Origin of the sequence: Aerophototrophica crusticola, from assembly GCF_012913305.1 — a bacterium.
GTDB lineage: Bacteria > Pseudomonadota > Alphaproteobacteria > Azospirillales > Azospirillaceae > Niveispirillum > Niveispirillum crusticola.
Genome location: NZ_CP051775.1, coordinates 3,627,795 through 3,648,682, shown reverse-complemented (window position 1 = coordinate 3,648,682; position 20,888 = coordinate 3,627,795). Strand labels below are relative to the sequence as shown.

25 protein-coding genes and 2 pseudogenes are annotated in these 20,888 nt (G+C 69.5%); 16 read left to right on the top strand and 11 right to left on the bottom strand.

Going from position 1 to position 20,888, the window contains the following annotated elements; all coding sequences use genetic code 11:
- Positions 1–105 precede the first annotated feature (105 nt).
- Positions 106–1,503 (bottom strand): NAD(P)H-dependent flavin oxidoreductase, encoded by a 1,398-nt coding sequence (locus HHL28_RS18000; protein ID WP_075770583.1) that lies wholly within the window; start codon positions 1,501–1,503, stop codon positions 106–108.
- 270 nt (positions 1,504–1,773) lie between these two features.
- Positions 1,774–2,409: a maleylacetoacetate isomerase gene (gene maiA / locus HHL28_RS17995; protein ID WP_075770582.1), complete on the bottom strand. Its 636-nt coding sequence runs from the start codon at positions 2,407–2,409 to the stop codon at positions 1,774–1,776.
- 23 nt (positions 2,410–2,432) lie between these two features.
- Between maiA and HHL28_RS17990 the strand changes: the two are divergent.
- Positions 2,433–3,202: pseudogene (locus HHL28_RS17990) on the top strand (SDR family oxidoreductase).
- 191 nt (positions 3,203–3,393) lie between these two features.
- On the opposite strand, the gene HHL28_RS17985 reads toward HHL28_RS17990, so the two are convergent.
- Both HHL28_RS17985 and HHL28_RS17980 read right to left on the bottom strand, forming a co-directional pair.
- A complete protein-coding gene (locus HHL28_RS17985) occupies positions 3,394–3,780 on the bottom strand; it encodes a UrcA family protein (protein WP_075770580.1) in 387 nt (128 codons plus the stop codon).
- A gap of 246 nt (positions 3,781–4,026) precedes the next feature.
- A complete protein-coding gene (locus HHL28_RS17980; RefSeq protein ID WP_169655608.1) occupies positions 4,027–4,962 on the bottom strand; it encodes a TraB/GumN family protein in 936 nt (311 codons plus the stop codon).
- An 85-nt stretch (positions 4,963–5,047) separates the two neighbouring features.
- Between HHL28_RS17980 and HHL28_RS17975 the strand changes: the two genes are divergently transcribed.
- Positions 5,048–5,767, top strand: a complete 720-nt coding sequence (locus tag HHL28_RS17975; RefSeq protein ID WP_075770579.1) for a 2OG-Fe(II) oxygenase — start codon at positions 5,048–5,050, stop codon at positions 5,765–5,767.
- 134 nt (positions 5,768–5,901) lie between these two features.
- Here HHL28_RS17975 and HHL28_RS17970 read toward each other — a convergent pair.
- The 4 genes and pseudogenes from HHL28_RS17970 to HHL28_RS17955 form a co-directional block, all read right to left on the bottom strand.
- A pseudogene (locus HHL28_RS17970) lies at positions 5,902–6,926 on the bottom strand (fumarylacetoacetate hydrolase family protein).
- 18 nt (positions 6,927–6,944) lie between these two features.
- Positions 6,945–7,325, bottom strand: a complete 381-nt coding sequence (locus HHL28_RS17965; protein ID WP_075770577.1) for a type II toxin-antitoxin system VapC family toxin — start codon at positions 7,323–7,325, stop codon at positions 6,945–6,947.
- Complete coding sequence (locus HHL28_RS17960) at positions 7,322–7,573, bottom strand: type II toxin-antitoxin system Phd/YefM family antitoxin (RefSeq protein ID WP_075770576.1); 252 nt, start codon at positions 7,571–7,573, stop codon at positions 7,322–7,324. The genes HHL28_RS17965 and HHL28_RS17960 overlap by 4 nt, the downstream gene beginning before the upstream one ends.
- A gap of 33 nt (positions 7,574–7,606) precedes the next feature.
- Positions 7,607–8,635, bottom strand: a complete 1,029-nt coding sequence (locus HHL28_RS17955; protein WP_404326113.1) for a homogentisate 1,2-dioxygenase — start codon at positions 8,633–8,635, stop codon at positions 7,607–7,609.
- A gap of 226 nt (positions 8,636–8,861) precedes the next feature.
- Between HHL28_RS17955 and HHL28_RS17950 the strand changes: the two genes are divergently transcribed.
- From HHL28_RS17950 to HHL28_RS17940, 3 genes are all read left to right on the top strand, one after another.
- Positions 8,862–9,302: a MarR family winged helix-turn-helix transcriptional regulator gene (locus tag HHL28_RS17950; RefSeq protein ID WP_083699010.1), complete on the top strand. Its 441-nt coding sequence runs from the start codon at positions 8,862–8,864 to the stop codon at positions 9,300–9,302.
- A 67-nt stretch (positions 9,303–9,369) separates the two neighbouring features.
- A complete protein-coding gene (locus HHL28_RS17945; protein ID WP_075770573.1) occupies positions 9,370–9,645 on the top strand; it encodes a helix-turn-helix transcriptional regulator in 276 nt (91 codons plus the stop codon).
- Positions 9,623–10,870 (top strand): type II toxin-antitoxin system HipA family toxin, encoded by a 1,248-nt coding sequence (locus HHL28_RS17940; protein WP_075770572.1) that lies wholly within the window; start codon positions 9,623–9,625, stop codon positions 10,868–10,870. The genes HHL28_RS17945 and HHL28_RS17940 overlap by 23 nt, the downstream gene beginning before the upstream one ends.
- 4 nt (positions 10,871–10,874) lie before the next feature.
- Here the strand turns inward: HHL28_RS17940 and pspF are convergent, their stop codons facing one another.
- The gene (gene pspF / locus HHL28_RS17935) at positions 10,875–12,026 is read right to left on the bottom strand and encodes a phage shock protein operon transcriptional activator (RefSeq protein WP_075770571.1); all 1,152 of its coding nucleotides are present in this window, start codon (positions 12,024–12,026) and stop codon (positions 10,875–10,877) included.
- A gap of 247 nt (positions 12,027–12,273) precedes the next feature.
- Here pspF and HHL28_RS17930 point away from each other — a divergent pair, with 247 nt between their 5' ends.
- The 8 genes from HHL28_RS17930 (at position 12,274) to ychF (ending at position 16,633) form a co-directional block, all read left to right on the top strand.
- A complete protein-coding gene (locus HHL28_RS17930; RefSeq protein WP_075770570.1) occupies positions 12,274–12,474 on the top strand; it encodes a hypothetical protein in 201 nt (66 codons plus the stop codon).
- Positions 12,475–12,487: 13 nt separating this feature from the next.
- Positions 12,488–13,162, top strand: coding sequence for a phage shock protein PspA (gene pspA, locus HHL28_RS17925; RefSeq protein WP_075770569.1), 675 nt, complete (start codon positions 12,488–12,490; stop codon positions 13,160–13,162).
- A 36-nt stretch (positions 13,163–13,198) separates the two neighbouring features.
- Positions 13,199–13,429 carry an envelope stress response membrane protein PspB gene (pspB, locus tag HHL28_RS17920; protein ID WP_075770568.1) on the top strand — a complete coding sequence of 77 codons (231 nt, stop codon included), beginning with the start codon at positions 13,199–13,201 and terminating at the stop codon, positions 13,427–13,429.
- 20 nt (positions 13,430–13,449) lie between these two features.
- On the top strand, positions 13,450–14,067 hold the full coding sequence (pspC, locus tag HHL28_RS17915) for an envelope stress response membrane protein PspC (protein WP_404326109.1): 618 nt from the start codon (positions 13,450–13,452) through the stop codon (positions 14,065–14,067).
- 12 nt (positions 14,068–14,079) lie between these two features.
- A complete protein-coding gene (locus HHL28_RS17910; protein WP_075770567.1) occupies positions 14,080–14,322 on the top strand; it encodes a hypothetical protein in 243 nt (80 codons plus the stop codon).
- Positions 14,323–14,334: 12 nt separating this feature from the next.
- Positions 14,335–14,553, top strand: a complete 219-nt coding sequence (locus tag HHL28_RS17905) for a hypothetical protein (RefSeq protein WP_075770566.1) — start codon at positions 14,335–14,337, stop codon at positions 14,551–14,553.
- A gap of 261 nt (positions 14,554–14,814) precedes the next feature.
- Positions 14,815–15,258, top strand: coding sequence for a cupin domain-containing protein (locus HHL28_RS17900; RefSeq protein ID WP_075770565.1), 444 nt, complete (start codon positions 14,815–14,817; stop codon positions 15,256–15,258).
- A gap of 277 nt (positions 15,259–15,535) precedes the next feature.
- Positions 15,536–16,633: a redox-regulated ATPase YchF gene (ychF, locus tag HHL28_RS17895; protein ID WP_075770564.1), complete on the top strand. Its 1,098-nt coding sequence runs from the start codon at positions 15,536–15,538 to the stop codon at positions 16,631–16,633.
- A gap of 63 nt (positions 16,634–16,696) precedes the next feature.
- On the opposite strand, the gene dapB is transcribed toward ychF, so the two are convergent.
- Complete coding sequence (gene dapB / locus HHL28_RS17890) at positions 16,697–17,494, bottom strand: 4-hydroxy-tetrahydrodipicolinate reductase (protein WP_075770563.1); 798 nt, start codon at positions 17,492–17,494, stop codon at positions 16,697–16,699.
- Positions 17,495–17,679: 185 nt separating this feature from the next.
- Positions 17,680–18,657, bottom strand: coding sequence for a zinc ABC transporter substrate-binding protein (locus HHL28_RS17885; RefSeq protein WP_169655606.1), 978 nt, complete (start codon positions 18,655–18,657; stop codon positions 17,680–17,682).
- A gap of 126 nt (positions 18,658–18,783) precedes the next feature.
- On the opposite strand from HHL28_RS17885, the gene znuC reads away from it, so the two are divergent.
- From znuC to HHL28_RS17870, 3 genes are all read left to right on the top strand, one after another.
- On the top strand, positions 18,784–19,662 hold the full coding sequence (znuC, locus tag HHL28_RS17880) for a zinc ABC transporter ATP-binding protein ZnuC (protein ID WP_075770561.1): 879 nt from the start codon (positions 18,784–18,786) through the stop codon (positions 19,660–19,662).
- A gap of 1 nt (position 19,663) precedes the next feature.
- Positions 19,664–20,455, top strand: coding sequence for an iron chelate uptake ABC transporter family permease subunit (locus tag HHL28_RS17875; protein WP_075770670.1), 792 nt, complete (start codon positions 19,664–19,666; stop codon positions 20,453–20,455).
- A gap of 167 nt (positions 20,456–20,622) precedes the next feature.
- Entirely contained in the window at positions 20,623–20,805 is a 183-nt protein-coding gene (locus HHL28_RS17870; protein ID WP_075770560.1) for a hypothetical protein, read from the top strand.
- Positions 20,806–20,888: the final 83 nt, after the last annotated feature.

Genomic DNA, 20,888 nt, shown 5'->3' with positions numbered 1-20,888 from the left:
GTCACCTTAAGGTCACCTTGTGTCACGTTAAGGTCGCCGATGTCGCACGCCCCACCGCGGGCCAACCCCCGGTGGGCGGGCCCGCGACCTGGGGGTTGGCGTCCCTCAGAACCCCGTCTGGATACGGTCCACCAGCTGCTTCACCGTCGGGACGAAGCCGTCGGCGTACCAGGGGTCGTTGGCGAAGCGGTAGGCGTTGTGGCCGGCGAACATCAGCTGGTGCTCCACGTCCTCGGAGTGGCTGATGTTCTGCAGCGTCTTCTGGATGCAGAAGGACCGCGGGTCGGCCTTGCGGCCGGTCGTGCCCTCCTCGTTCTGGGCCCAGTTGCTGAAGGCGCAGGCGGACAGGCACCCCATGCAGTCCACCTGGTCCTTCAGGATCTCCCGGCTCTTCTCCGGGGTAACGAAGATCAAGGTGTTGTCGGGGGTCTTCAGCGCGGTGGTGAAGCCCTGGGACACCCAACCCTGCGCGTGCTCCTTGTCATGGGGCGTCAGGTAGACGGGCCGGCCGCGGGGGCCGATCAGGAACTCGTCCGTGTGCTCGCCCACCGGCTCCACCGCATAGGCCACCTGCCGCTCGGACCGGCCGCGCAGTTCCTCCAGGAAGGGGTTGCGCACGGCGCTGCTATAGAACCCGGTGGGGGAGAAGCGGTTCAGGTAGACGTCGCCCGCCTTCAGGGTCAGCAGCTTCTGCTTCCAGGCGGTGCTGATGGGGCTTTCCTGGGTCAGCAGGGGCCGGGTGCCGAACTGGAAGGCGATGGGCCCGATCTCCGGGTTGTCCAGGAAGTGCTCCCACTCGCTGATCCACCAGACGCCGCCGGCCATGACGATGGGCACCTCGGTCAGGCCGAAGCTGTTCATCATGGTGCGCAGGGCGGCCACGCGGGGGTACGGGTCCTCCGGCTTCAGCGGGTCCTCGCTGTTGGACAGGCCGTTGTGCCCGCCGGCCAGCCAGGGGTCCTCATAGACCACGCCGCCCAGGAACTCGGGGAACTTGCTGTAGGCGCGCAGCCACAGGGCCCGGAAGGCGCGGGCGGAACTGACGATGGGGTAGTAGTGCACCCCGTAATGCACCGCGATCTCCGCGATGCGGTACGGCATGCCGGCGCCGCAGGTGACGCCGTGGATCAGGCCCTTCGACCCTTCCAGCACCCCGTGCAGGATGCGCTCGGCCCCGCCCATCTCCCACAGCACGTTCATGTGGATGCGGCCCTGGCCGTTCGACATCTCATGCGCGATGCGGGCCTGGGCGATGCCGCCCTGGATGCCGAAGGCGACCAGCTCGTCATGCCGTTCCCGCCGGGTACGGCCATGATAGATCTGGGGGACGGGCCGGCCGTCCTCGTCATAGGTGTCGGCATTGACGCCCGAGAAGGTGCCGATACCGCCGGCCGCCGCCCAGGCGCCGGAACTCTCCCCATTGGACACGGCGATGCCCTTGCCGCCCTCCACCAGGGGCAGGACCTCCTTGCCGGACATGACCAACGGACGCAACGCCTTCACCTGACCCTCCCAACGCACCGGCCCCCGGCCGCCCCCCGCGGCGGGGTTGTGGCAGAACGGCTGCCCACGGGGGTGCATATAGGAAACGGAAGCCCCACGGAAGAGCCCCGTCACCCCGCTCATATGGTTTAGCGGACGCGGATTGACGCAAGTCTTCGCCTTGCGCCCTCAAGCGCCGGGCGCCCGCTCCGCGGGCTGGGCTTGCGCGGGCATGGGCCCGCGGGCCCGCAGTCGCGGGCCTTGTCCATCCCTCAGGCGCCGGGCGCGGCCCTACTCCGCGTCAGGCTGCCGGTCCGGGGCGGCGGACTGGAAGGTCGGCAGGGCGCGGCAGCGCTCGTCGATGGCGACCAGGGTGGGGAAATCCGTGAGGTCGGCGCCGAAGCGGCGGGCGTTGTACATCTGCGGCACCAGGCAGGCCTCCGCCAAGCCCGGGGCGTCGCCGAAGCAGAAGGGGGCGCCCGGCTCCACCATCCGCTCCAGGGCGGTGAAGCCCTCCTCGATCCAGCGGCGGACCCAGCGGTTCACCCCGTCCTCGTCCTGGCCCAGCCCGCCGCGCAGGTGCTTCAGGACCCGCAAATTGTTCAGGGGGTGGATGTCGCAGGCGATGGCCAGGGCGAAGGACCGCACCCGGGCCCGCGCCAGCGGGTCCTTGGGAAGCAGGGGCGGCTGCGGGTGCGCCTCCTCCAGGTATTCCAGGATGGCGAGCGACTGGGTGATGACCTGGCCGCCTACCTCCAGCGCCGGGACGAAGCCCTGGGGGTTCCTGCCCAGATAGTCCGGCTTCTTGTGCTGCCCGCCGTCGCGCACCAGGTGCACCGGCACGGCCTCGGCATCCAGGCCCTTGAGCGCCAAGCCGATGCGGACCCGGTAGGCTGCGCTGGAGCGGAAGTAGGTATAGAGGCGCATGGCGTGCTAAATCCTCCCGGCTTATGGTTCGTTGGCGGAGACAGTGCATGGAACGCCCCCTGTCGGGCAAGGTCGCCCTGGTCACCGGCGCCTCCAAGGGGATCGGCGCCGCCATCGCCAAGCGGCTGGCCGCCGACGGCGCCGCCCTTGCCCTGCATTACGGCACCGACCGGGACGGGGCGGAGGCGGTGGCCACAGAGATCGAACGGGCCGGGGGAAGGCCTGGGCCATCGGGGCCGACCTTGCCGACATGGCGCAGGCGGAGGCCCTGTTCGACCGGGTGACAGACGGGTTCGGCCGGCCGGACATCCTGGTGAACAATGCCGGCACCGGTCGCTTCGCCAACCTGGCGGACCTGCCGGCGGCGGAGGTTGCGCAGGTCCTGGCGGTCAATGCCCTGGCGCCGATCCTGCTCGCCCGGGCGGCGGCCCGGTCCATGGCACCGGGCGGGCGGATCGTGAACCTGGGCTCGGTCATCACCGACTATCCGGTGGCGGGCCGCGCCGCCTATGCCGCTTCCAAGGGCGCCCTGCACGCCTTCACCCAGGTGCTGGCGCAGGAGCTGGGGCCGCGGGGCATCACGGTCAACGCCGTCGCCCCCGGCGTCACCGCCACCGACCGCTTCAAGCGCGGCGACGCTTCCCGCATCCCGGAGATCACGGCCCGCACGGCCCTGGGCCGCATCGGCACACCGGAGGACATCGCCAGCATCGTCGCCTGGCTCTGCGGCCCGGACGCCGCCTGGGTGACGGGGGAAGTCATCCGGGCCAGCGGCGGCCTGCGGGGCCTGTGATACCAAGCGCATGAGTTTCTGACTCATGCGCTTGGAGGCCGGCGACTGCCGGCCCGCGGGCCCATGCCCGCGTGAGCCAAGCCGCCGGATGGCGGCGCCCGGCGCTTGAGGGGGCGTTGATCGGTCACGATCAACGGCGGCTGCTATGAGATCGGCGCCGGGCAGGCCCACCCCCGCCCGGCGCCAGCCCGTCACTTGGCGAACGCCATCGCCAGTCGGGTGCCCGGATCCTTCCCGTCCTGGGCCAGCCGCACCACTTGGTCCACCTGGGCCAAGCCGGCCCGGCTGCTGTCGCCGGCGCAGCGGGTCCGGACCCGTAGGCTGACCAGAAGGCCGTCGCCCTCGTACAGCCCGGAGCAGCCCTGCCAGGCGGCCGACCGTACCCGGTCCCGCAGGGTCTCCACCCCGTCGGCGCTGGCCAGGTCCAGGTCGCCATAGGGGACATGGATGCGGAAGCTGTCGGCGGTCCGCACGTCCCGTTCCGCCCGGACCGTCAGGTCAGGGTCGGCCGCGGACGCCATGCCTGCCACCAGCAGGGCCAGCGCTCCCGCCAGGGTCCCCAGCGCATATCGTGCCATGATCACCTCCCACGGGGGAGCCTGTCAGGTCCCCCGCTTTCGAGTGGATCGGGGCGGGCACGGCGATCCGCCTTCCCACCAGGACTGCCAGGGCGCCAAAGCCCCTTGTCCCATGGGGATAGTAGGGGAGGCTGGTTTGTTCACAAACCGGAACAAGTAACGATGTTGCAATGATGCGGGTGTATTTGGAATTTTGAAACGATAATTGGTAACTCGCCCGCCCGCGGCGCCCTTTGTCCCGACGGCCTACTGCACCCGCTCCACCGTGAAGCCGCGGGCCTTCAGCAGGGCGGGCAGCCCATCCGGCCCCACCATGTGCAGGGCGCCCACCGCCACGAAGTCGGTGCCGCTGCCGGCCATCTCCCGCGCCAGCACTTGCGCCCAGGCACGGTTGCGGTCGGTCACGAACACGGCATAGGCTTTGGGGTGGTCGCGGCGCAGCTCGTCCAGGTACAGGGTTTCCAGCACGCGCGTGTCGCCCTTGGCCCAGGCGGCCACCACCTGGTCCAAATGGCCGTTGTCGCCGATCTCATCCAAGCCGTTGTCCAGCAGGGCAAGCTGCACGTCCTCCGGCAGGTCTACCAGGAAGCGGACCTGCTGCTCCGCCGTCTCCAGCTCCCGCACCGGCCGGGTGCCGACCAGGGCCTCCAGCTTCTTCTCCACCCCGCTCTCGGGCGAATAGCCGGCCTTAACCATGGACAGGCTGGCCAGCAGGATGGCCGCCGTGGCGGGCTTGAAGGGCTCCAGCGCCGCCAGGTCGGCCCCCACCTCACGGGCCGCCCGGGTCACTTTGGCATAAAGGTCCAGCGGCAGCCGCTTGGACAGGGGGCGCCCCGGGTCCATCATCAGGGGCATCAGCGACTCCATCACGGCCGGGTCATCCGCCTTGCTGGGCGCCACCTCGAACCAGACCTCCTGCGCCTCCCCCCAGGCCTTCTCCATGCCCGGCCCCTGCCAGCGCGTGTCCGGCTTCAACACATGGACCGTGCCGTAGAGATAGAGGGTGCTGTCGGCGTCCCGTACGGCCCACAGGGCCGGCTCCGCCGCCGCCGGGGCGGCAAGCGCCAGCCCGACCAGCAGCCCCAGGCCCCACCGCTTCACCCTGCCCGCCACGCCCATGCCGTCCCCCGTCGATCCCGAGGCGGCCAGGGTGGTCAAGGACCGGCCGCGGGTCAACCGCATCCCGACGGGCGCGGCAATGTCCGCTTTGTCGGGGCACCGGGGCTCCGCTAAGGTGCGGCTCCCGTCCCCCGCTGCCGGCTCCGCCATGGACATCCCCCTGAGCCTTTCCCCCGACCTGGACCGCGGCGCCCTGGCCGCCGCCTTCGCCCGCGACGGGCGGCTGAAGATCCCCGGCCTGTTCCCGGAGCCGGTGGCCCAGCGCCTGCACCATTGCCTGACGCGGGAGGTGCCCTGGGGCCTGGTCTACAATGAAGGGGATAAGGCGGTGGTCCTGGACCAGGCCACCCTGCGCGCCATGCCGCGGGAGCAGCGGGCCGCCCTGGGCCAGACGGTGATGCAACGGGCCGCCCAGGGCTACCAGTACCTGTACCACACCTACCCGATCGTCAGCGCCTATCTGGCGGGCCGGGACATGCAGCTCTATACCCACCGGCTGCTGGAATACCTGAATGACGGGGAGTTCCTGGACTTCATCCGCGCCGTCACCGGCATCCCGGAGATCGTGAAGGGCGACGCCCAGGCCACCCTCTACGCCCCCGGCCAGTTCCTGAAGAAGCACAACGACTACATGGCCGGCGGCAACGCCAAGGTGGCCTTCGTGCTGAACATGACGCCCCGGTGGGAGGCGGACTGGGGCGGGTTGCTGCACTTCCTGGAGGAGGACGGGTCGGTGACCGACAGCTTCGTCCCCGCCTTCAACCAGTTGAACATCTTCCGCGTGCCGCAGCTGCACAGCGTCAGCTACGTGGTCCCCTACGCCCCCGCCGGGCGCTACGCCGTGACGGGCTGGTTCCGGACGGCGTGAGTTCGTGTTCCCTCAAGCGCCCCCGGCTCGGGGACCGGGGCAGGCTCGCGCCGCCTCTGGCGGCTTGGCTCGCGCGGCCACGGGGCCGCGGGCCGGCGGTCGCCGGCCTGGGCCATGGCTGGCGGAAGGGCTCCTCACGGCCCCTCGTACTTCCGGACCTCCTGGTCGATGCTGCCGAAGATGCTGGCGCCCGCCTCGTCCCGCATCTCGATCCGCACCCGGTCGCCGAAGCGCAGGAAGGGGGTGGAGGGCTTGCCGTCGCGGATGGTCTCGATGGTCCGGATCTCCGCCAGGCAGCTATAGCCCAGCCCGCCCTGGTCCACCGGCCGGCCGGGGCCGCCGTCCGGGTCCTTGTTGGACACGGTGCCGGACCCGATGATGGTCCCGGCGCACAGCGGCCGGGTCTTGGCCGCGTGGGCGATGAGCTGGCCGAAGTCGAAGGTCATGTCCACGCCGGCATCGGGCGTGCCGAAGGGCTTGCCATTGATGAAGGACAGCAGCGGCCGGTGCAGCTTGCCCCCGTCCCAGGCAGTGCCCAGCTCGTCCGGCGTGACCGCCACGGGGCTGAAGGCCGTGCTGGGCTTGGATTGGAAGAAGCCGAAGCCCTTGGCCAGCTCGTTGGGGATCAGGCCCCGCAGGGACACGTCGTTCACCAGCATCACCAGCCAGACCATGCCGCGGGCAGCCTCCGCCGACACGCCCATGGGCACGTCGCCGGTGACCACGGCCACCTCCCCCTCCAGGTCGATGCCCCAGGCCTCGTCCGCCATGCAGATGGGGTCGTGGGGGCCAGGAAGCTGTCGCTGCCGCCCTGGTACATCAGCGGGTCGGTCCAGAAGCTGGGCGGCATCTCCGCCCCGCGGGCCTTGCGCACCAGCTCCACATGGTTGACGTAGGCCGAGCCGTCCGCCCACTGGAAGGCCCGCGGCAGCGGGGCGGCGCAGTCCTCCTCCCGGAACGGCATCACCCCCTCCAGGTCCGCGTCGCCGGCCTCCAACGCCGCCGCCACGCCACGCAGGGCCGGCTCCACCGTCTCCCAATGGTCGAGGGCCTGTTGCAGGGTCAGCGCGATGGCCGGCACGGGCACACAAGCGGAGAGGTCACGGGAAACGACGACCAGGCGGCCGTCACGGCCATGCTGGAGGGAGGCGAGTTTCATCGAACGGGGTTCCTCTGGTCAGGACGGCAGGATGTCCACGTCATACTGGGCGATCAGGGCGTCGCTGCTCACCAGCGTCAGCCCTTCCAGGCGGGCTTGGGCCACGAGCATGCGATCGAAGGGGTCGGCATGGTGGCGCGGCAGCGCACCGGCTGCCAGCCCATGGTGGGCGGTCACGTCGAGGATGGCGAAATCGAAGGTTTTCACCATGTCCCAGAACTCGCCGACCGGGAAGTCGAGCCGCCTTAGCCCCACCTTGATGGCGATCTCCCAGGGCGTGACGGCGCTGACGAACACCTCGTTGCCAGGGTATTCCAAGGCCGTGCGGGCGGCTGGGTGGATGCGGCTGGGGTTCTCGGCAATCCAGATGAAGATCTGGGTGTCGATGAGCAGCCTCACGCATCCTCCCCGCGGAAGGTCCGCATCATCTCTTCCGGCAGCGGATCGTCAAAGTTGTCATGCACCTTGATCCGCCCGGCCCACTGGCCGAACTGCCGCTTCCGAGGTTGCTCGTCCGTGGCGCCGACGGGGACCAGCCGCACCACTGGCCGCCCCCCACGGGTGATGACCACGTCCTCCCCCGCCAATGCCTCGTCCACGAGGCTGGCAAGGTGGCTGTCCGCCTGGCTGAGGTTGACCGTCCGCATGATGGCTGCCTGTCGCTGTCCGCCCTGATCCTATCACTCCGCCGCCGCGGGCTTCACCTTCCAACTGTCGGCATAGGCGTGGTTCTCCACGCCCTCCGGCAGCTCGGCGACCTCCAGGGCGTCGCGGGTGTCCAGCATCACGGCGTATTCGTCCGTGGCGGGCTTGGACTGTTGCAGCATCTTGGTCAGGGCCTTGGGGTGCGGCCCGTGGGTGAAGCCGCAGGGATGGAAGGTCACCATCCCCGCCTTGATGTTGTCGCGGCTGAAGAAGTCGCCAGCGTGGTAGAACAGCACCTCGTCATAATCGTCATTGTTGTGGAAGAACGGGATCTTGATGGCGTCCGGGTCTGTCTCGAACGGCCGGGGCGCGAAGGTGCAGACGACGAAGCGGTTGGCGACGAAGGTGGTGTGGGCGCTGGGCGGCAGGTGGTAGCGGTGGCTCATCAGCGGCCGCACGTCCCGCACGTTCAGGCGGACGGGGGCCAGGTCACCCTTCCAGCCCACCGCGTCCAGCGGGTTGAACGGGTAGGTCACGGTGCTGATCTGGTTGCGCCGCTTGACCAGCACCTTCCAGGTGCCGCCCGGCCCCAGTTCCGCCTGTTGGGACAGGAAGGCGTCGTCCACCTTGGGCGTGTCCAGCACGGCCGGGTCGAACACCGCATGCGGCCCGACGATGCCCCGGTCGGGCAGCTGGTAGCTGGACCCCGTCGCCTCGATCAGCAGGGCGGTCACCGGCCTGGTCGGCACCAGCCGCCACATGGTGCTACGCGGCAGCATCACATAGTCGCCGGCCTCCACGGTCAGGTGGCCGTAGTCGCAGTAAAGCTCCCCCGCCCCCTCATGCACGAACAGCAGCTCGTCCCCGTCGCCATTGCGGGCAAGGTGGTCCATGGGCTGGGCGCAATGCCAGATGCGCATGCGGCAGTGGGCGTTGTACAGCACCTCCCGCGCGCTCCACGGCCCGCCGGCGGCGTCCTCCACCATCCGGTTCAGGTCGAAGGCGCGGGGGCGCAGGGGTCCCTCCCAGCTCAGCCAGCCGGTTGGCGGGTTGCGGTGGTACATGTGGGTGGCCGGGCCGAAGAAGCCTTCCTTGCCGATCTCCCGCTCATAGGTGCCGGGGGCAGGTTGGCGTGGGCCTGGCGGGAAGAGGTGCCCTCGACCTTGGGGAAACTGATGTACCGCCGCATGGGGGATGTCCCTTTACAAGATCGTTTCAGGTGAAACAAAATATGCCCAGCCCTGCCGCCCCTTGCAAGCGGCGTCTTCCCGCGCAAGGGTGGGACTTGCCATGCTCCAGCTCGACAGTTTCCTGCCCTACCGCCTGAACGTGCTTGCCAAGCGCGTCAGCAAGGCGCTCGCCCGCCAGTATGAGGACCGGTTCGGCATCTCTATCCCGGAATGGCGGGTGCTGGCCATCCTGGGGCGGGAGCAGCCCCTGTCCAGCAACGACATCGTCGACCGCTCCCAGATGGATAAGGCCAAGGTCAGCCGCGCCGTGACCGCCCTGGTGGAACGCGGCATCCTGGCCCGCGCCACCCACCCGCAGGACCAACGCCTGCTGCGCCTGTCCTTCACGGCAGAAGGCCGCGCCCTCTACGACCGCGTGGCCCCGCTGGCCCTGGACTGGGAACGGGACTTCCTGGCCGGCCTGACAGCGGAGGAGAGGGCGGCCCTGCTGGGGTTGGTGGACCGGCTGGAGAAGCGGTTGGGGGAGATGGGGGAAGGGTAAAATCATCTAGCAAACTGGATATTTTTGCGCTATTTTAGCTTTTCGTCCAATATGCTGGATGGATTGTATGCTTGATCTTGAACGGGTGGGAGAGCGCATCGCGGAACGGCGCCGCGCCTTGGGCCTGACCCAACCGGAACTCGCCCGCCGCGCCGGTGTGGGCCGCTCCACCCTCGCGGCCCTGGAGGGGGGCAAGCTGGCGGAGTTGGGCTTCAACAAGGTGGCCCTGCTGCTGTGCGCCCTGGGCCTGGACTTGGCCGTCGTCACCGCCAACCACGGCCGGCCGACGCTGGAGATGCTGCGGGAGGAGCAAGCACGGGATGCTGAAAGTCTGGACCGCTGAGCGGCCCGCCGGGCGGCTGGACCGCAACCGGGGCGGCAGCGGCCCCGGTGCCACCTTCGCCTATGGGGCGGAAGCGGGGCCGGGGGATGCCGTGTCCCTGACCATGCCGACACGGCTGGAGTCCTACGACCAGCCCTTCGGCCTGCACCCCATCTTCGAGATGAACCTGCCCGAGGGCGCCCTGCGGGAACGCCTGCGGCTGCGTTTCGCCAAGGCCACGGGCCGGTTCGACGACCTGGACCTGCTGGCCGTCACCGGCCGGTCCCAGATGGGCCGCATCCGCTACACGGCCCCGAACGGCGCCCTGGATGCGGGCGTGCCGCTCCAGCCGGTCGACGACATCCTGGCCCGGCGGCGGGACGGGGACCTGTTCCGCCAACTGCTGGACAGCTTCGCCCCCCATTCCGGCATCAGCGGGGTGCAGCCCAAGGTCCTGGTCCGTGACCCCGACACGGCCTTGAAACTGTCTGGCCCCGGCACGGCGGGCCGCGTCAGCTTCCAGGCCGCCACCCACATCGTGAAGTTCTGGGACCCGGCCGAGTACCCGCACCTGGCCGCCAACGAGTACTTCTGCCTGGAAGCGGCGCGCCGCTGCGGGCTGGAGGTAGCCCGTGCCCGGCTGGCGGAGGATGGGGCCGCCCTGGTGGTGGACCGGTTCGACCTGGGCAGGGACGGGACTTACCTGGGGATGGAGGATTTCTGCGTCCTGAACGGCACCGCCACGGCCCGCAAGTATGAGGGCGGCTATGAGAAGTCCGTCTTCCGCCGCCTGAAGGATTTCATGGCCGGCGACGTCGAAGGCTGGCGGCGGGATGCGGGGCGGCTGTTCACCCTGTTCGTCCTGAACGCGGCCATCCGCAATGGCGACGCCCACCTGAAGAACTTCGCCGTCCTCTATGATGGGCTGGACGGGCCGCTGCGCCTCGCCCCGGCCTATGACCTGGTGACCACCACCGCCTACCTGCCGGCGGACAGGATGGCCCTGACCCTGGACGGGAAGCCCACTTGGCCGGACGTCAAGCAACTGGAGCGCCTGGGCACCACCCGCTGCGGCCTGACGCCGTCAGACGTGCGCGCGACCTTGGAACGAGTGGCGGATGCCTTGGCCACGACCCTGCCCGACCTGCGCGCTTTCGCCCGGGATGTGCCGGGTTTTGCCGAGGTCGCCACCGGGATGGAAGCCGCCTGGGCAGAGGGGACGAGGACATCGCTCGGGAACGGCTGACCCCTCACGCCTCCGCCTCGCCCATCTCCTCCGCCTCCTCGGCCCCTTTCGGCCCGTGGCGCTTTTCCAGCAGGTCGTATTTGCGCAGGTAGCCGCGGAACTGGTGGTAGTTCAGACCAAGGTCGGCGGCGGCGCGCTTCTGGTGGTACTGGTTGCGCTCCAGGGCCGCGCGCAGCAGTGCCTTCTCGAAGTCAGCCACCTGGGCCAGGAAATCACAGGGGCTGCCGTCGCCGGGCCATAGGTGGGTGACGCCGTCGGCGGGCTTGGCCGCCCCGTTCCCGGCGTGGCCGTTGGCGGGCGGGGACGGCGGGGCGGCGTGGACGATGATGGGGGCAGGACCCTTGTCCTCATAGATCGCCATCTGACGGGGGCGCCAGGGCGACTCGAAGGGGTCGAACTGCAATTCCTCGATGGGCCGGTCGGGGTCGGCGGCCTTGTACAGGGCCCGCTCCACCACGTTCTTCAGCTCGCGCACGTTGCCGGGCCAGGCATATTCCAGCATCTGCCGCATGGCCTGGGGGGAGAAGCCCTGGAAATAGGGCCGGCCCAGCTCCTTCGCCATGGCCACCCCGTAATGCTCCGCCAGCAGGGGGATGTCCTCGGGCCGGGCCCGCAGGGGCGGGATGGTCAGCACGTCGAAACACAGCCGGTCCAGCAGGTCGGCGCGGAACTTGCCCTGCTCCGCCAGCTTGGGCAGGTCGGCGTTGGTGGCGCCCACCACGCGCACGTCGATGCTGATGGTCTGGTTGCCGCCCACCCGCTCGAACTCGCCATATTCGATGACGCGCAGGATCTTCTCCTGCACCCGCATGGATGCGGTCGCGATCTCGTCCAGGAACAGGGTGCCGTCGTCCGCCAGCTCGAACCGGCCCACATGGCGCTTGGCGGCCCCGGTGAAGGACCCGGCCTCATGGCCGAACAGCTCCGTCTCCAGCAGCGTCTCGCTCAAGGCGGCGCAGTTCAGCTTGACGAAGGGCTTGTCCCAGCGGGGCGACAGGTAATGCAGGCGGGCGGCCACCAGCTCCTTGCCGGTGCCCCGCTCGCCGATCACAAGGGTGGGGCGGTTCAGGGGTGCCGCCTGGGAGACATGCTCCATCAACGTCAGGAAGGACGGCGCCTGGCCGATCAGGGAGGGCGGGCTGACGGCGGCGGACATGGGCCGACCTTCCGGGGCTTTCGGGGCCTTACCCCTAATCGGAAAAGTCCGATTGGCAGGATCGACCACCGAGTGGTGGGAATCGCGAAGATGTGTGGGGGAGCCTAACCCCAGCCCTTCCCCCGGTCAAGCCGGCCCCGCCGGAAGCCGCGGAAATCCAGGGTATCCGCCTGCCATGCGCTATTGGCACGGCCCTTGCCTATAGGGATGCCGACACCGGGGAACTCGAACGAAGGGGACCACAGCGATGACCGACTTCACCATCCAGGGCGGCCTGGCCGCGGACGGGGACCGGGACAGCGCCACGGGCCACGACGGGTTCTTCACCCGGCCCAAGGGCGGTTTCCTGCGGGAACTGTTCGAGGATTTCCGGGCGGTTCCGGGCGAAGCGTGGATCATCCTTGCGGTCGCCACCGTGATGAGCAACCTTTTCATTGCCCTTGCCTGAAGGAGACCCTGACATGGGCATCTTTTCCCGTCTCGGCGACATCATCAATTCCAACCTCAACGCCATCCTGGACCGTGCCGAGGATCCGGAGAAGCTGATCCGCCTGATCATCCAGGAGATGGAGGATACGCTCGTCGAGGTCCGCTCCTCCGCCGTGAAGACGGTGGCGGAGAAGAAGGAGATCGAGCGCAAGCTGTCCGATATCCGGCGCGAGTCGGACGATTGGCAGCGCAAGGCGGAGTTCGCCCTGTCCAAGGACCGGGACGACCTGGCCAAGGGCGCCCTGGTCGCCAAGACCAAGCTGGCCGAGGCCGCCGAGAGCATGGCCGCCGAGCTGGCCCGCCTGGACGAGGCCCTGTCCAAGACCAGCGAGGACATCGCCGCCCTCCAGCAGAAGCTGGCCGACGCCAAGGCGCGGGAGAAGGCCCTGGTGGCCCGGCAGAAGACCGCCACCAACCGGCTGAAGGTCCGCACCCAGCTCTATGACGACCGCATCACCGACGCCTTCAGCCGGTTCGAGCAGGTGGAGCGGAACCTGGACGTGCTGGAAGGCCGGGCCGAGGTGCTGTCCATGGGCCAGAAGAAGAGCCTGGCCGACGAGATCGCCGAGCTGGAAGCCGACAGCAAGGTCGAGTCCGAACTGCAGGCCCTGAAGGCCAAGCTGGCGGCCAAGTCCAGCCAACCGTAAGCCTGAAGGGGTCGTGAGACCCGAAGGGGGGCACTGATGTCCGAGATGGCATTCGTTCCAGCCATCATCTTCCTGGTGATCGTCGCTCCGGTGTGGATCATCTTCCACTACCTCACCAAGTGGCGGATCGCGAAGACGCTCAGCGCCGACGACGAGCGGATGCTGTCCGACCTGTGGCACAGCGCGTCGCAGATGGAGGACCGCATCCGCCAGTTGGAGAAAATCCTGGACGCCGAGGCCCCGGGCTGGAGGTCCAAGGCGTCATGAGGGACCGGCGGACAAGCGACATGCCGCCCCCCTTCCCCGGCCGCCGGCGCTACCGCGTCGGCGGCCGGTCCGGGCGGGACTGGCAGGAGGACTACCTGGGAAAGCCCCGCGACATGAGCTGGGGCGAGTACCTGGGCCTGGATGGCGCCGGCTTCGACACCGGCCGCAAGGCCCGCGGTGAGCGGGGCTCGGGGGACCGGGCCGCGCCCCGCGCGGCGGAGGACCCGAGCATGACCCGCATGGAGCCGATCTACCGTTCCCCCAACCCGCACAAGCTTTACCGCAACACGGCGGAGGGCAAGCTGGGCGGCGTCTGCGCCGGCATCGCCGACTACCTGAACGTGGACAGTTGGATCATCCGGCTGGCGGTGGTGTTGGGCTTCTTCTTCTTTTCGCCGGTAGTCCTTGTCGGCTACGCGGTGCTCTGGTGGATCCTGAAGCCGCGGCCCCGGAACCTCTATGAGACGAAGGAGGAAGAGGTGTTCTGGCGCTCCGTGGCCACCAAGCCGGACCAGACCCTGGCCGGGCTGAAGGCCAAGTTCCGGGAAATGGACCGGGTCCTGGGCCGGATCGAGGGGTACGTCGCCTCCAAGGAGTACGACCTGCACCGGCAGTTCCGCGACCTGGAACGGAAATAGGGAGGCGGGGCCATGTCCACCGGGCAGTTCATCGCCATCCTGGCCCTGCTGATCCCCATCGTCTCCATCATCACCAAGGCCCTGCGCGACTGGGCCAAGGCCGACCTGGAGGCGGCCCGGCGGGACGTGGAGCTGCGGCGCCGCTTCCGGGTGTTCGATGAGGTGGAGCGCCGCGTGGCCGACATGGAGCGGCACGTCACCAGCCCCGAGTACCAGTTGAACCAACAGCTCGGCCGCCTGGCCGACAAGCCCTGAGGAGCCCCGGCCATGAACGGTGGGCACCTGGTCGCGATATTCGCCCTGCTGATCCCCATCACCGCCATCGTGATGAGCCACATGACCAAATGGCGCCGCTTCCGCGCCCAGGGCCTGCCCGAGCAGGCCGCCCAGGAGCTGGAGTTGCGGGCCCAGAAGCTGGAAGACCGGGTGGCGCAGCTTGAGACCATCCTGGACGCCGAGAGCCCTGGCTGGCGCCGGCGGGCGTGAGGGAAGGATCAGCTCTCCTCATCCCTTCTTGCGTCATCCCGGCGCAAGCCGGGACCCAGGGTCACTAGCCCGACATCAGGGCTTTGCCCCGTCCCCACATATCCAGCGCGATGTGCCCCTGACTCCTGGGTCCCGACTTTCGTCGGGATGACGGCATCAAGGTAACGGTTTCGAACAAGCGACTGCGACGGGGGGCATCCCCGATTGGCGGTGATCGGGGGCGGGGATACACTCGCTTCCCCGGAGCAAAGGAACCCCGCCATGGACCTCACCGCCCGCCAGATCATCGAGCGCCTGGGCATGAAGCCCCACCCGGAAGGCGGGCATTACGTGGAGACCTACCGCCACGTGCCGCCCGGCGGCGGGCGCGGCACCTCCACCGCTATCTATTTCCTGCTCCAGGCCGGGGAGTACAGCCACTGGCACCGGGTGAAGGACGCGGACGAGGTCTGGCACTGGTATGCCGGGGCGCCGCTGGTCCTGACCATCAGCCCCAACGGCCACGACGCCGCCGCCTACCATCTGGGCCCCGGCATCCTTCAGGGACAGCACCCCCAGGTCGTCGTCCCCGCCGACCATTGGCAGTGCGCGGAATCCTTGGGCACCTGGACCCTGGTGGGCTGCACCGTCTCCCCCGCTTTCGAATTCGAAAGCTTCGAACTGGCCCCACCCGACTGGCGCCCCACACCGAGGGTTTCTTCCTGAGGCGTGGGGACGGGTTGCACGGACGGCACGGACAATCCACGGACAACACGGACAAGAATCCATTGCCTGCGGCGCAGCCAGGACGGAGAGCGAATCCGCATTGCCTAATCGCCCCTTTGTCCGTGTCCGTCCGTGGCGTGCCCGTGTCGTCCGTGAATTTTGGGAAGACGCCCGTCGGAAGGGACACCAGCCCCGCGCCGCGTGAGGTTGCCAACAGCCCCCACATCGCCCATAACCCTGCCCAATCCCTGTCCCACGACCGAAGCGATCCAGTCCCATGGGTTTCAACTGCGGCATCGTCGGCCTGCCCAACGTCGGCAAGTCGACCCTGTTCAACGCCCTGACCAGCACGGCCGCGGCCGAGGCGGCGAACTATCCCTTCTGCACCATCGAGCCGAACGTGGGCCGGGTGGGCGTGCCGGACCCGCGGCTGGACAAGCTGGCGGCCATCGCCAAGTCGGCCAAGACCATCCCGACCCAGTTGGAGTTCGTGGACATCGCCGGCCTGGTGCGCGGGGCCAGCAAGGGCGAGGGGCTGGGCAACCAGTTCCTGGCCAACATCCGTGAGGTGGACGCCATCGTCCACGTGCTGCGCTGCTTCGAGGACACGGACATCACCCACGTGGAGGGCTCCATCGGCCCGGTGCGTGACGCGGAGACGGTGGAGACGGAGCTGATGCTGTCCGACCTGGACAGCCTGGAGAAGCGGGTCCTGCCCCTGTCCAAGAAGGCCAAGAACGGTGACAAGGAGGCTAAGGCCCAGGTGGACCTGATGGAAAAGGTCCTGGCCGTACTGCGGGAGGGCAAGCCGGCCCGCACCGCCAAGATCGACAAGGAGGAGGCGGAGGCCTTCAAGCAGCTCCAGCTCCTCACCGGCAAGCCGGTCCTCTATGTCTGCAACGTGGAGGAGGCGAGCGCCGGTACCGGCAACAGCTTCTCCCAGGCCGTGGCGGAGATGGCCAAGGCCCAGGGTGCCGCGTCCGTCGTGATCTCCGCCGCCATCGAGGCGGAGCTGAGCCAGCTGTCGGCCGAGGACAAGCTGGACTACCTGCAGTCCCTCGGGCTGGAGGAGCCGGGCCTGAACCGGGTGATCCGCGCCGGCTATGGCCTGCTGAACCTGATCACCTTCTTCACCGTGGGCCCGAAGGAGGCCCGCGCCTGGACCGTGCGCAAGGGCGCCAAGGCCCCGGAGGCCGCCGGCGTCATCCACACCGACTTCGAGCGCGGCTTCATCAAGGCCGAGACCATCGATTACGACAGCTACGTCGCCCTGGGCGGCGAGGCCGGCGCCAAGGAAGCCGGCAAGATGCGCATGGAAGGCAAGGAATACGTCGTCCAGGACGGCGACATCTTCCACTTCCGCTTTAACGTGTAAGGGCAGTGTGTCGGGGTGAGCGAAAGCGAACCCCGACGAAACACCCCATATCCAGGCGAACCCCTACAGCCCCAGCACGTCCTTCATCCCGTAAAGCCCCGCCGGCTTGCCCGCCGCCCAGAGCGCCGCCCGCACGGCGCCACGGGCGAAGATGCGGCGGTCGCCGGCCTTGTGGGTCAGCTCCACCCGCTCCGCCTCCGTGGCGAACATCACCGTGTGGTCGCCCACCACGTCGCCACCGCGCAAGGTGGCGAAGCCGATATGGCCGGGCACCCGGGCGCCGGTGTGGCCGTCGCGCACCGTGTCCTTGACGGCATCCAACTCCACCCCCCGGCCGGCCGCCGCGGCCTTGCCCAGGGCGAGTGCGGTGCCGCTGGGGGCGTCCACCTTGTGGCGGTGGTGCATCTCCAGCACCTCGATGTCCCAATCGGGGCCCAGGGTGGCCGCCACCTTCTCCACCAGGCCCAGCAGCAGGTTGACGCCCAGGCTGAAGTTCGCGGCCACCACCACGGGGGTCTTGGCCGCGGCTTGTGCCAAGACCGCGCTGTCCGCCGCGGACAGGCCGGTCGTGCCCACCACAAGGGCGGTACCGTGTTCCGCCGCCAGCCCGGCATGGGCCACGGTGGCGGCAGGGCTGGTGAAGTCGATCACCACGTCGCTGTCCCGGAACAGGGCCGCCGGGTCGTCGGTCACCGCCACGCCCAGCGGGTCCGCGCCGACCAGGGTGCCGAGGTCCCTGCCCAGGCTGGGGCTGCCCGGCCGCTCCGTCCCGCCGGACAGGGTGGCGCCCGGGGTGGCCAGCACCTCCCGCAGCAGCATCTGCCCCATCCGCCCGCCGCAGCCCACGATCCCGACGCGCATGCCAATCTCCTGACGCAAGGGGCAAGGGCCAACCGCTGACCCCAACCAATCCTGACTCCCCTGCGCAAGCAGGGGCCCACGGTTCTTGGCGACCTGTCCGCTGGGAACCGGGTCAAAGAAAAGTGGGCCCCTGCTTTCGCAGGGGAGGCGGACAATTTCAAGGGTCGGCGCGCCTCACCCGCCCCTTAACCACCCAGGCAATCCGCCAGGGACTTGGCGTTGAAGCGCATCAGGCTGAAGTACAGCTCCGGCCCGTCGGGGATGTTGGCGCCTTCCGGGTCCAGGGTACCGGTGCGGGCGTTGGTGCCCTCCGCCACCGTCTGCACCAGGGCCGGGGCGAACTGGGGCTCGGCGAAGACGCAGGCTGCCCCCGCCTGCCGGATGCGTTCCCGCAGGGCCGACAGGCGCGCGGCACCCGGGCGCCGTTCCGGGCTGACGGTGATGGCCCCCGCGGCGGACAGGCCGTAGCGCCGCTCCAGGTAATGGTAGGCGTCGTGGAAGACGATGAAGGGCTTCTTGGCCACGGGCGCCAGGGTGGCGGCAAGCTCCGCGTCCAGGGAGTCGATCCGGGCCCGCTGCGCCTCGGCGTTGGCGCGGTAGGTGGCGGCGCGGGCCGGGTCCAGGGCCGCCAGGGCCTCCGCCACCGCGTCGGTGATGGCCTTGGCGTTACGCGGGTCCAGCCAGATGTGGCCGTCGGGGCCGCCCCCGCCATGGTCGTCGGGGCCGTGGGAATGGCCATGCCCGTGGCCGTGGCCGTGGTCATGCTGGTCCCACACGCCGCCCGCGCGGGTCTCCACCGCCTGCACCCCCGGGGCCGTCATCAGGGGCAGCAGCCGGGCCTTGCCCGCGACGGCGGCCAGGGGCTTCTGCAGGAATGTCTCCAGCTCCGGCCCCACCCAGACCACCAGCTCCGCCCCCGCCAGGGCCTTGGCGTCGGACGGTTTCAGGGAAAAGGCGTGGGGGTTGGCGGCGCCCTGCACCAGCAGGTGCGGCGTGCCCACCCCCTGCATCACCCCCGCCACCAGGGAATGCAGCGGCTTCACCGTCGCCACCACGTCGGGCGGGGCGCCCTGGGCCAATGCCGCCGGGGCGAGGGCCAGGGGGATCAGCAGGGCCGCCGCCCGTTGGGCAAGGCGGCGGAAGGGGATGCGGGCGCGGGTCATGGGTGGTCCAGCCTTTTCGCGGGGCGGGAAGTCTGGGCGTTACTATATAACATTTGTCAAGCCCTCCCGTCGTGGCGTACACCCGCTGCCTTTCCCTGACAGCCGGTAGGGCCAAAGGACCCGCCCATGCCCCTTCCCCTCCCCGCCCGCCCCGCCGACCTGCCGCCGCTGCTGCGGGCGGAGGGGTTGGGCGTGCGTTATGGCGGCCGGACCGTGCTGGACGGGGTGGGGCTGACGGTGCGGCCGGGGGAGATCGTCACCCTGATCGGGCCCAACGGTGCGGGCAAGAGCACCCTGGTGAAGGCGCTGCTGGGCCTCGTCCCCCTGTCCGCCGGGCGGATCGAGCGGCGGCCGGACCTGCGGGTCGGCTACATGCCGCAACGGCTGGCGGTTGACCCCACCCTGCCCCTGACGGTGCGCCGCTTCCTGACCCTGTGGGGCAAGGCGACGGAGGCCGAACTCCGCGCCGCCTTGGCGGAGGTGGGCGCCGCCCATGTGCTGGGCAGCGCCGTGCAGTCCCTGTCGGGCGGGGAGCTGCAACGGGTGCTGCTGGCCCGCGCCCTGCTGCGCAAGCCGGACCTGCTGGTGCTGGACGAGCCGGTGCAGGCGGTGGACGTGCACGGCCAGGCCGCCCTGTTCGAGCTGATCGACACCATCCGCCGCCGCCATGGCTGCGGCGTGTTGCTGGTGTCCCACGATTTGCACCTGGTGATGGCCCGCACCGACACGGTGATCTGCCTGAACCGGCATGTCTGCTGCCAGGGCAAGCCGGAGGAGGTGGGCCGCCACCCCGACTATGTGGCCTTGTTCGGCCGCCACGCGGAGGCGCTGGCCCTGTACCACCACAGCCACGACCACGCCCACGCGGACGATGGATGCGTGGTCCCCGTGGGGCAGGAACACACGCCCCACGACCACCATCACCATGGCCACGACCATGGCGGCCACCAGCATGCCCATGGCCCGGGGGGTCACGACCATGCCCACGGCCCGGGGGGCCGCTGAGATGGATGAGTTCCTGGTCAGGGCCCTGGTGGGCGGCATCGGCCTGGCGCTGCTGGCGGGGCCGCTGGGCTGTGTCGTGGTCTGGCGGCGCATGGCCTATTTCGGCGACACGCTGGCCCATTCCGCCCTGCTGGGCGTGGCCCTGGGCTTCCTGCTGGGTATCGGGCTGAACATCGGCGTGGTGGCGGTCTGCGCCGGCATCGCCGTGCTGCTGACCTTCCTGCAAGAGCAGCGAAAGCTGGCCAGCGACACGCTGCTGGGCATCGTCAGCCACAGCACGTTGAGCTTAGGCCTGGTCGCCCTGGCGCTGATGGAGTCCCTGCGGGTGGACATCCTGGCCTATCTGTTCGGCGACATCCTGGCGGTGACGCCCGCCGACCTGGCCTGGATCTGGGGCGGCGGGGTGATCGTGCTGGCAGGCCTGGCCCTGGTCTGGCGGCGCCTGCTGGCCATGACGGTGGATGAGGATCTGGCGCGGGTGGAGGGGGTGCCGGTGCGCTGGATCCGGCTGTCCTTCATGCTGCTGATCGCCGCGACCATCGCCCTGGCCATGAAGATCGTGGGCATCCTGCTGGTCACGTCGCTGCTGGTGGTGCCCGCCGCCACGGCCCGCCGATTCGCCCCCAACCCGGAGGTGATGGCCGCCCTGGCCGCCGGGTTCGGCGCCATGGCCGTGCTGCTGGGGCTGGGCCTGTCCTTGCAGGCGGACCTGCCGACGGGACCGGCCATCGTCCTGTCCGCCGCCGGGATGTTCGCCCTGTCCCACTTGGTCCCACTGCGCCGGACGGCCTGAAATCCCCCGGGGATCCGTCCGGAATACCGCCCGCCGTGCGGATTAAGCCCAAGCGCCGGCTTTACCCCCTAATCGAAATGGCGGATAGTGGAGTCCAAGGGGGCAGGCTGGCAGGTCCACACGCCCCCGTATGCCACCGCTGGTTCCAAGGTCGGGGGAATCCGATGATGAGCCTGGAGTTGGAGGCATGGGGGCCGGAGGGCCCCAACACCGTCGAGCGTCGCCGTGCCGACGGCCGCCCCGGTGACCGGGTTGCCCGGCTCGCCTGGCTGGAACTGGCCGCTGCCGCCACGCGGCGGGCCCTGGCGCTGGAGATCAGGGCGGAGCAGGGTTCACACGGCAAGGGATAGGCCGGGGCCACTTTCGAATTCGAAAGTCTCCGCCAAAATGCCGCCATGCGGGTCCGGTAGGGGTATCCGCGTCACCCGCTTGC

What these genes read in the sequence shown, in the direction of transcription:
- maiA (WP_075770582.1), bottom strand. Translation starts at nt 2,409, where the DNA reads ATGCGCCTCTATACCTACTTCCGCTCCAGCGCAGCCTACCGGGTCCGC.
- HHL28_RS17985 (WP_075770580.1), bottom strand. Translation starts at nt 3,780, where the DNA reads ATGGCACGATATGCGCTGGGGACCCTGGCGGGAGCGCTGGCCCTGCTG.
- HHL28_RS17980 (WP_169655608.1), bottom strand. Translation starts at nt 4,962, where the DNA reads ATGCGGTTGACCCGCGGCCGGTCCTTGACCACCCTGGCCGCCTCGGGA.
- HHL28_RS17975 (WP_075770579.1), top strand. Translation starts at nt 5,048, where the DNA reads ATGGACATCCCCCTGAGCCTTTCCCCCGACCTGGACCGCGGCGCCCTG.
- HHL28_RS17960 (WP_075770576.1), bottom strand. Translation starts at nt 7,573, where the DNA reads ATGCGGACGGTCAACCTCAGCCAGGCGGACAGCCACCTTGCCAGCCTC.
- HHL28_RS17955 (WP_404326113.1), bottom strand. Translation starts at nt 8,635, where the DNA reads ATGTACCACCGCAACCCGCCAACCGGCTGGCTGAGCTGGGAGGGACCC.
- HHL28_RS17950 (WP_083699010.1), top strand. Translation starts at nt 8,862, where the DNA reads ATGCTCCAGCTCGACAGTTTCCTGCCCTACCGCCTGAACGTGCTTGCC.
- HHL28_RS17945 (WP_075770573.1), top strand. Translation starts at nt 9,370, where the DNA reads ATGCTTGATCTTGAACGGGTGGGAGAGCGCATCGCGGAACGGCGCCGC.
- HHL28_RS17940 (WP_075770572.1), top strand. Translation starts at nt 9,623, where the DNA reads ATGCTGAAAGTCTGGACCGCTGAGCGGCCCGCCGGGCGGCTGGACCGC.
- pspF (WP_075770571.1), bottom strand. Translation starts at nt 12,026, where the DNA reads ATGTCCGCCGCCGTCAGCCCGCCCTCCCTGATCGGCCAGGCGCCGTCC.
- HHL28_RS17930 (WP_075770570.1), top strand. Translation starts at nt 12,274, where the DNA reads ATGACCGACTTCACCATCCAGGGCGGCCTGGCCGCGGACGGGGACCGG.
- pspA (WP_075770569.1), top strand. Translation starts at nt 12,488, where the DNA reads ATGGGCATCTTTTCCCGTCTCGGCGACATCATCAATTCCAACCTCAAC.
- pspB (WP_075770568.1), top strand. Translation starts at nt 13,199, where the DNA reads ATGTCCGAGATGGCATTCGTTCCAGCCATCATCTTCCTGGTGATCGTC.
- pspC (WP_404326109.1), top strand. Translation starts at nt 13,450, where the DNA reads ATGCCGCCCCCCTTCCCCGGCCGCCGGCGCTACCGCGTCGGCGGCCGG.
- HHL28_RS17910 (WP_075770567.1), top strand. Translation starts at nt 14,080, where the DNA reads ATGTCCACCGGGCAGTTCATCGCCATCCTGGCCCTGCTGATCCCCATC.
- HHL28_RS17905 (WP_075770566.1), top strand. Translation starts at nt 14,335, where the DNA reads ATGAACGGTGGGCACCTGGTCGCGATATTCGCCCTGCTGATCCCCATC.
- HHL28_RS17900 (WP_075770565.1), top strand. Translation starts at nt 14,815, where the DNA reads ATGGACCTCACCGCCCGCCAGATCATCGAGCGCCTGGGCATGAAGCCC.
- ychF (WP_075770564.1), top strand. Translation starts at nt 15,536, where the DNA reads ATGGGTTTCAACTGCGGCATCGTCGGCCTGCCCAACGTCGGCAAGTCG.
- dapB (WP_075770563.1), bottom strand. Translation starts at nt 17,494, where the DNA reads ATGCGCGTCGGGATCGTGGGCTGCGGCGGGCGGATGGGGCAGATGCTG.
- HHL28_RS17885 (WP_169655606.1), bottom strand. Translation starts at nt 18,657, where the DNA reads ATGACCCGCGCCCGCATCCCCTTCCGCCGCCTTGCCCAACGGGCGGCG.
- znuC (WP_075770561.1), top strand. Translation starts at nt 18,784, where the DNA reads ATGCCCCTTCCCCTCCCCGCCCGCCCCGCCGACCTGCCGCCGCTGCTG.
- HHL28_RS17875 (WP_075770670.1), top strand. Translation starts at nt 19,664, where the DNA reads ATGGATGAGTTCCTGGTCAGGGCCCTGGTGGGCGGCATCGGCCTGGCG.
- HHL28_RS17870 (WP_075770560.1), top strand. Translation starts at nt 20,623, where the DNA reads ATGAGCCTGGAGTTGGAGGCATGGGGGCCGGAGGGCCCCAACACCGTC.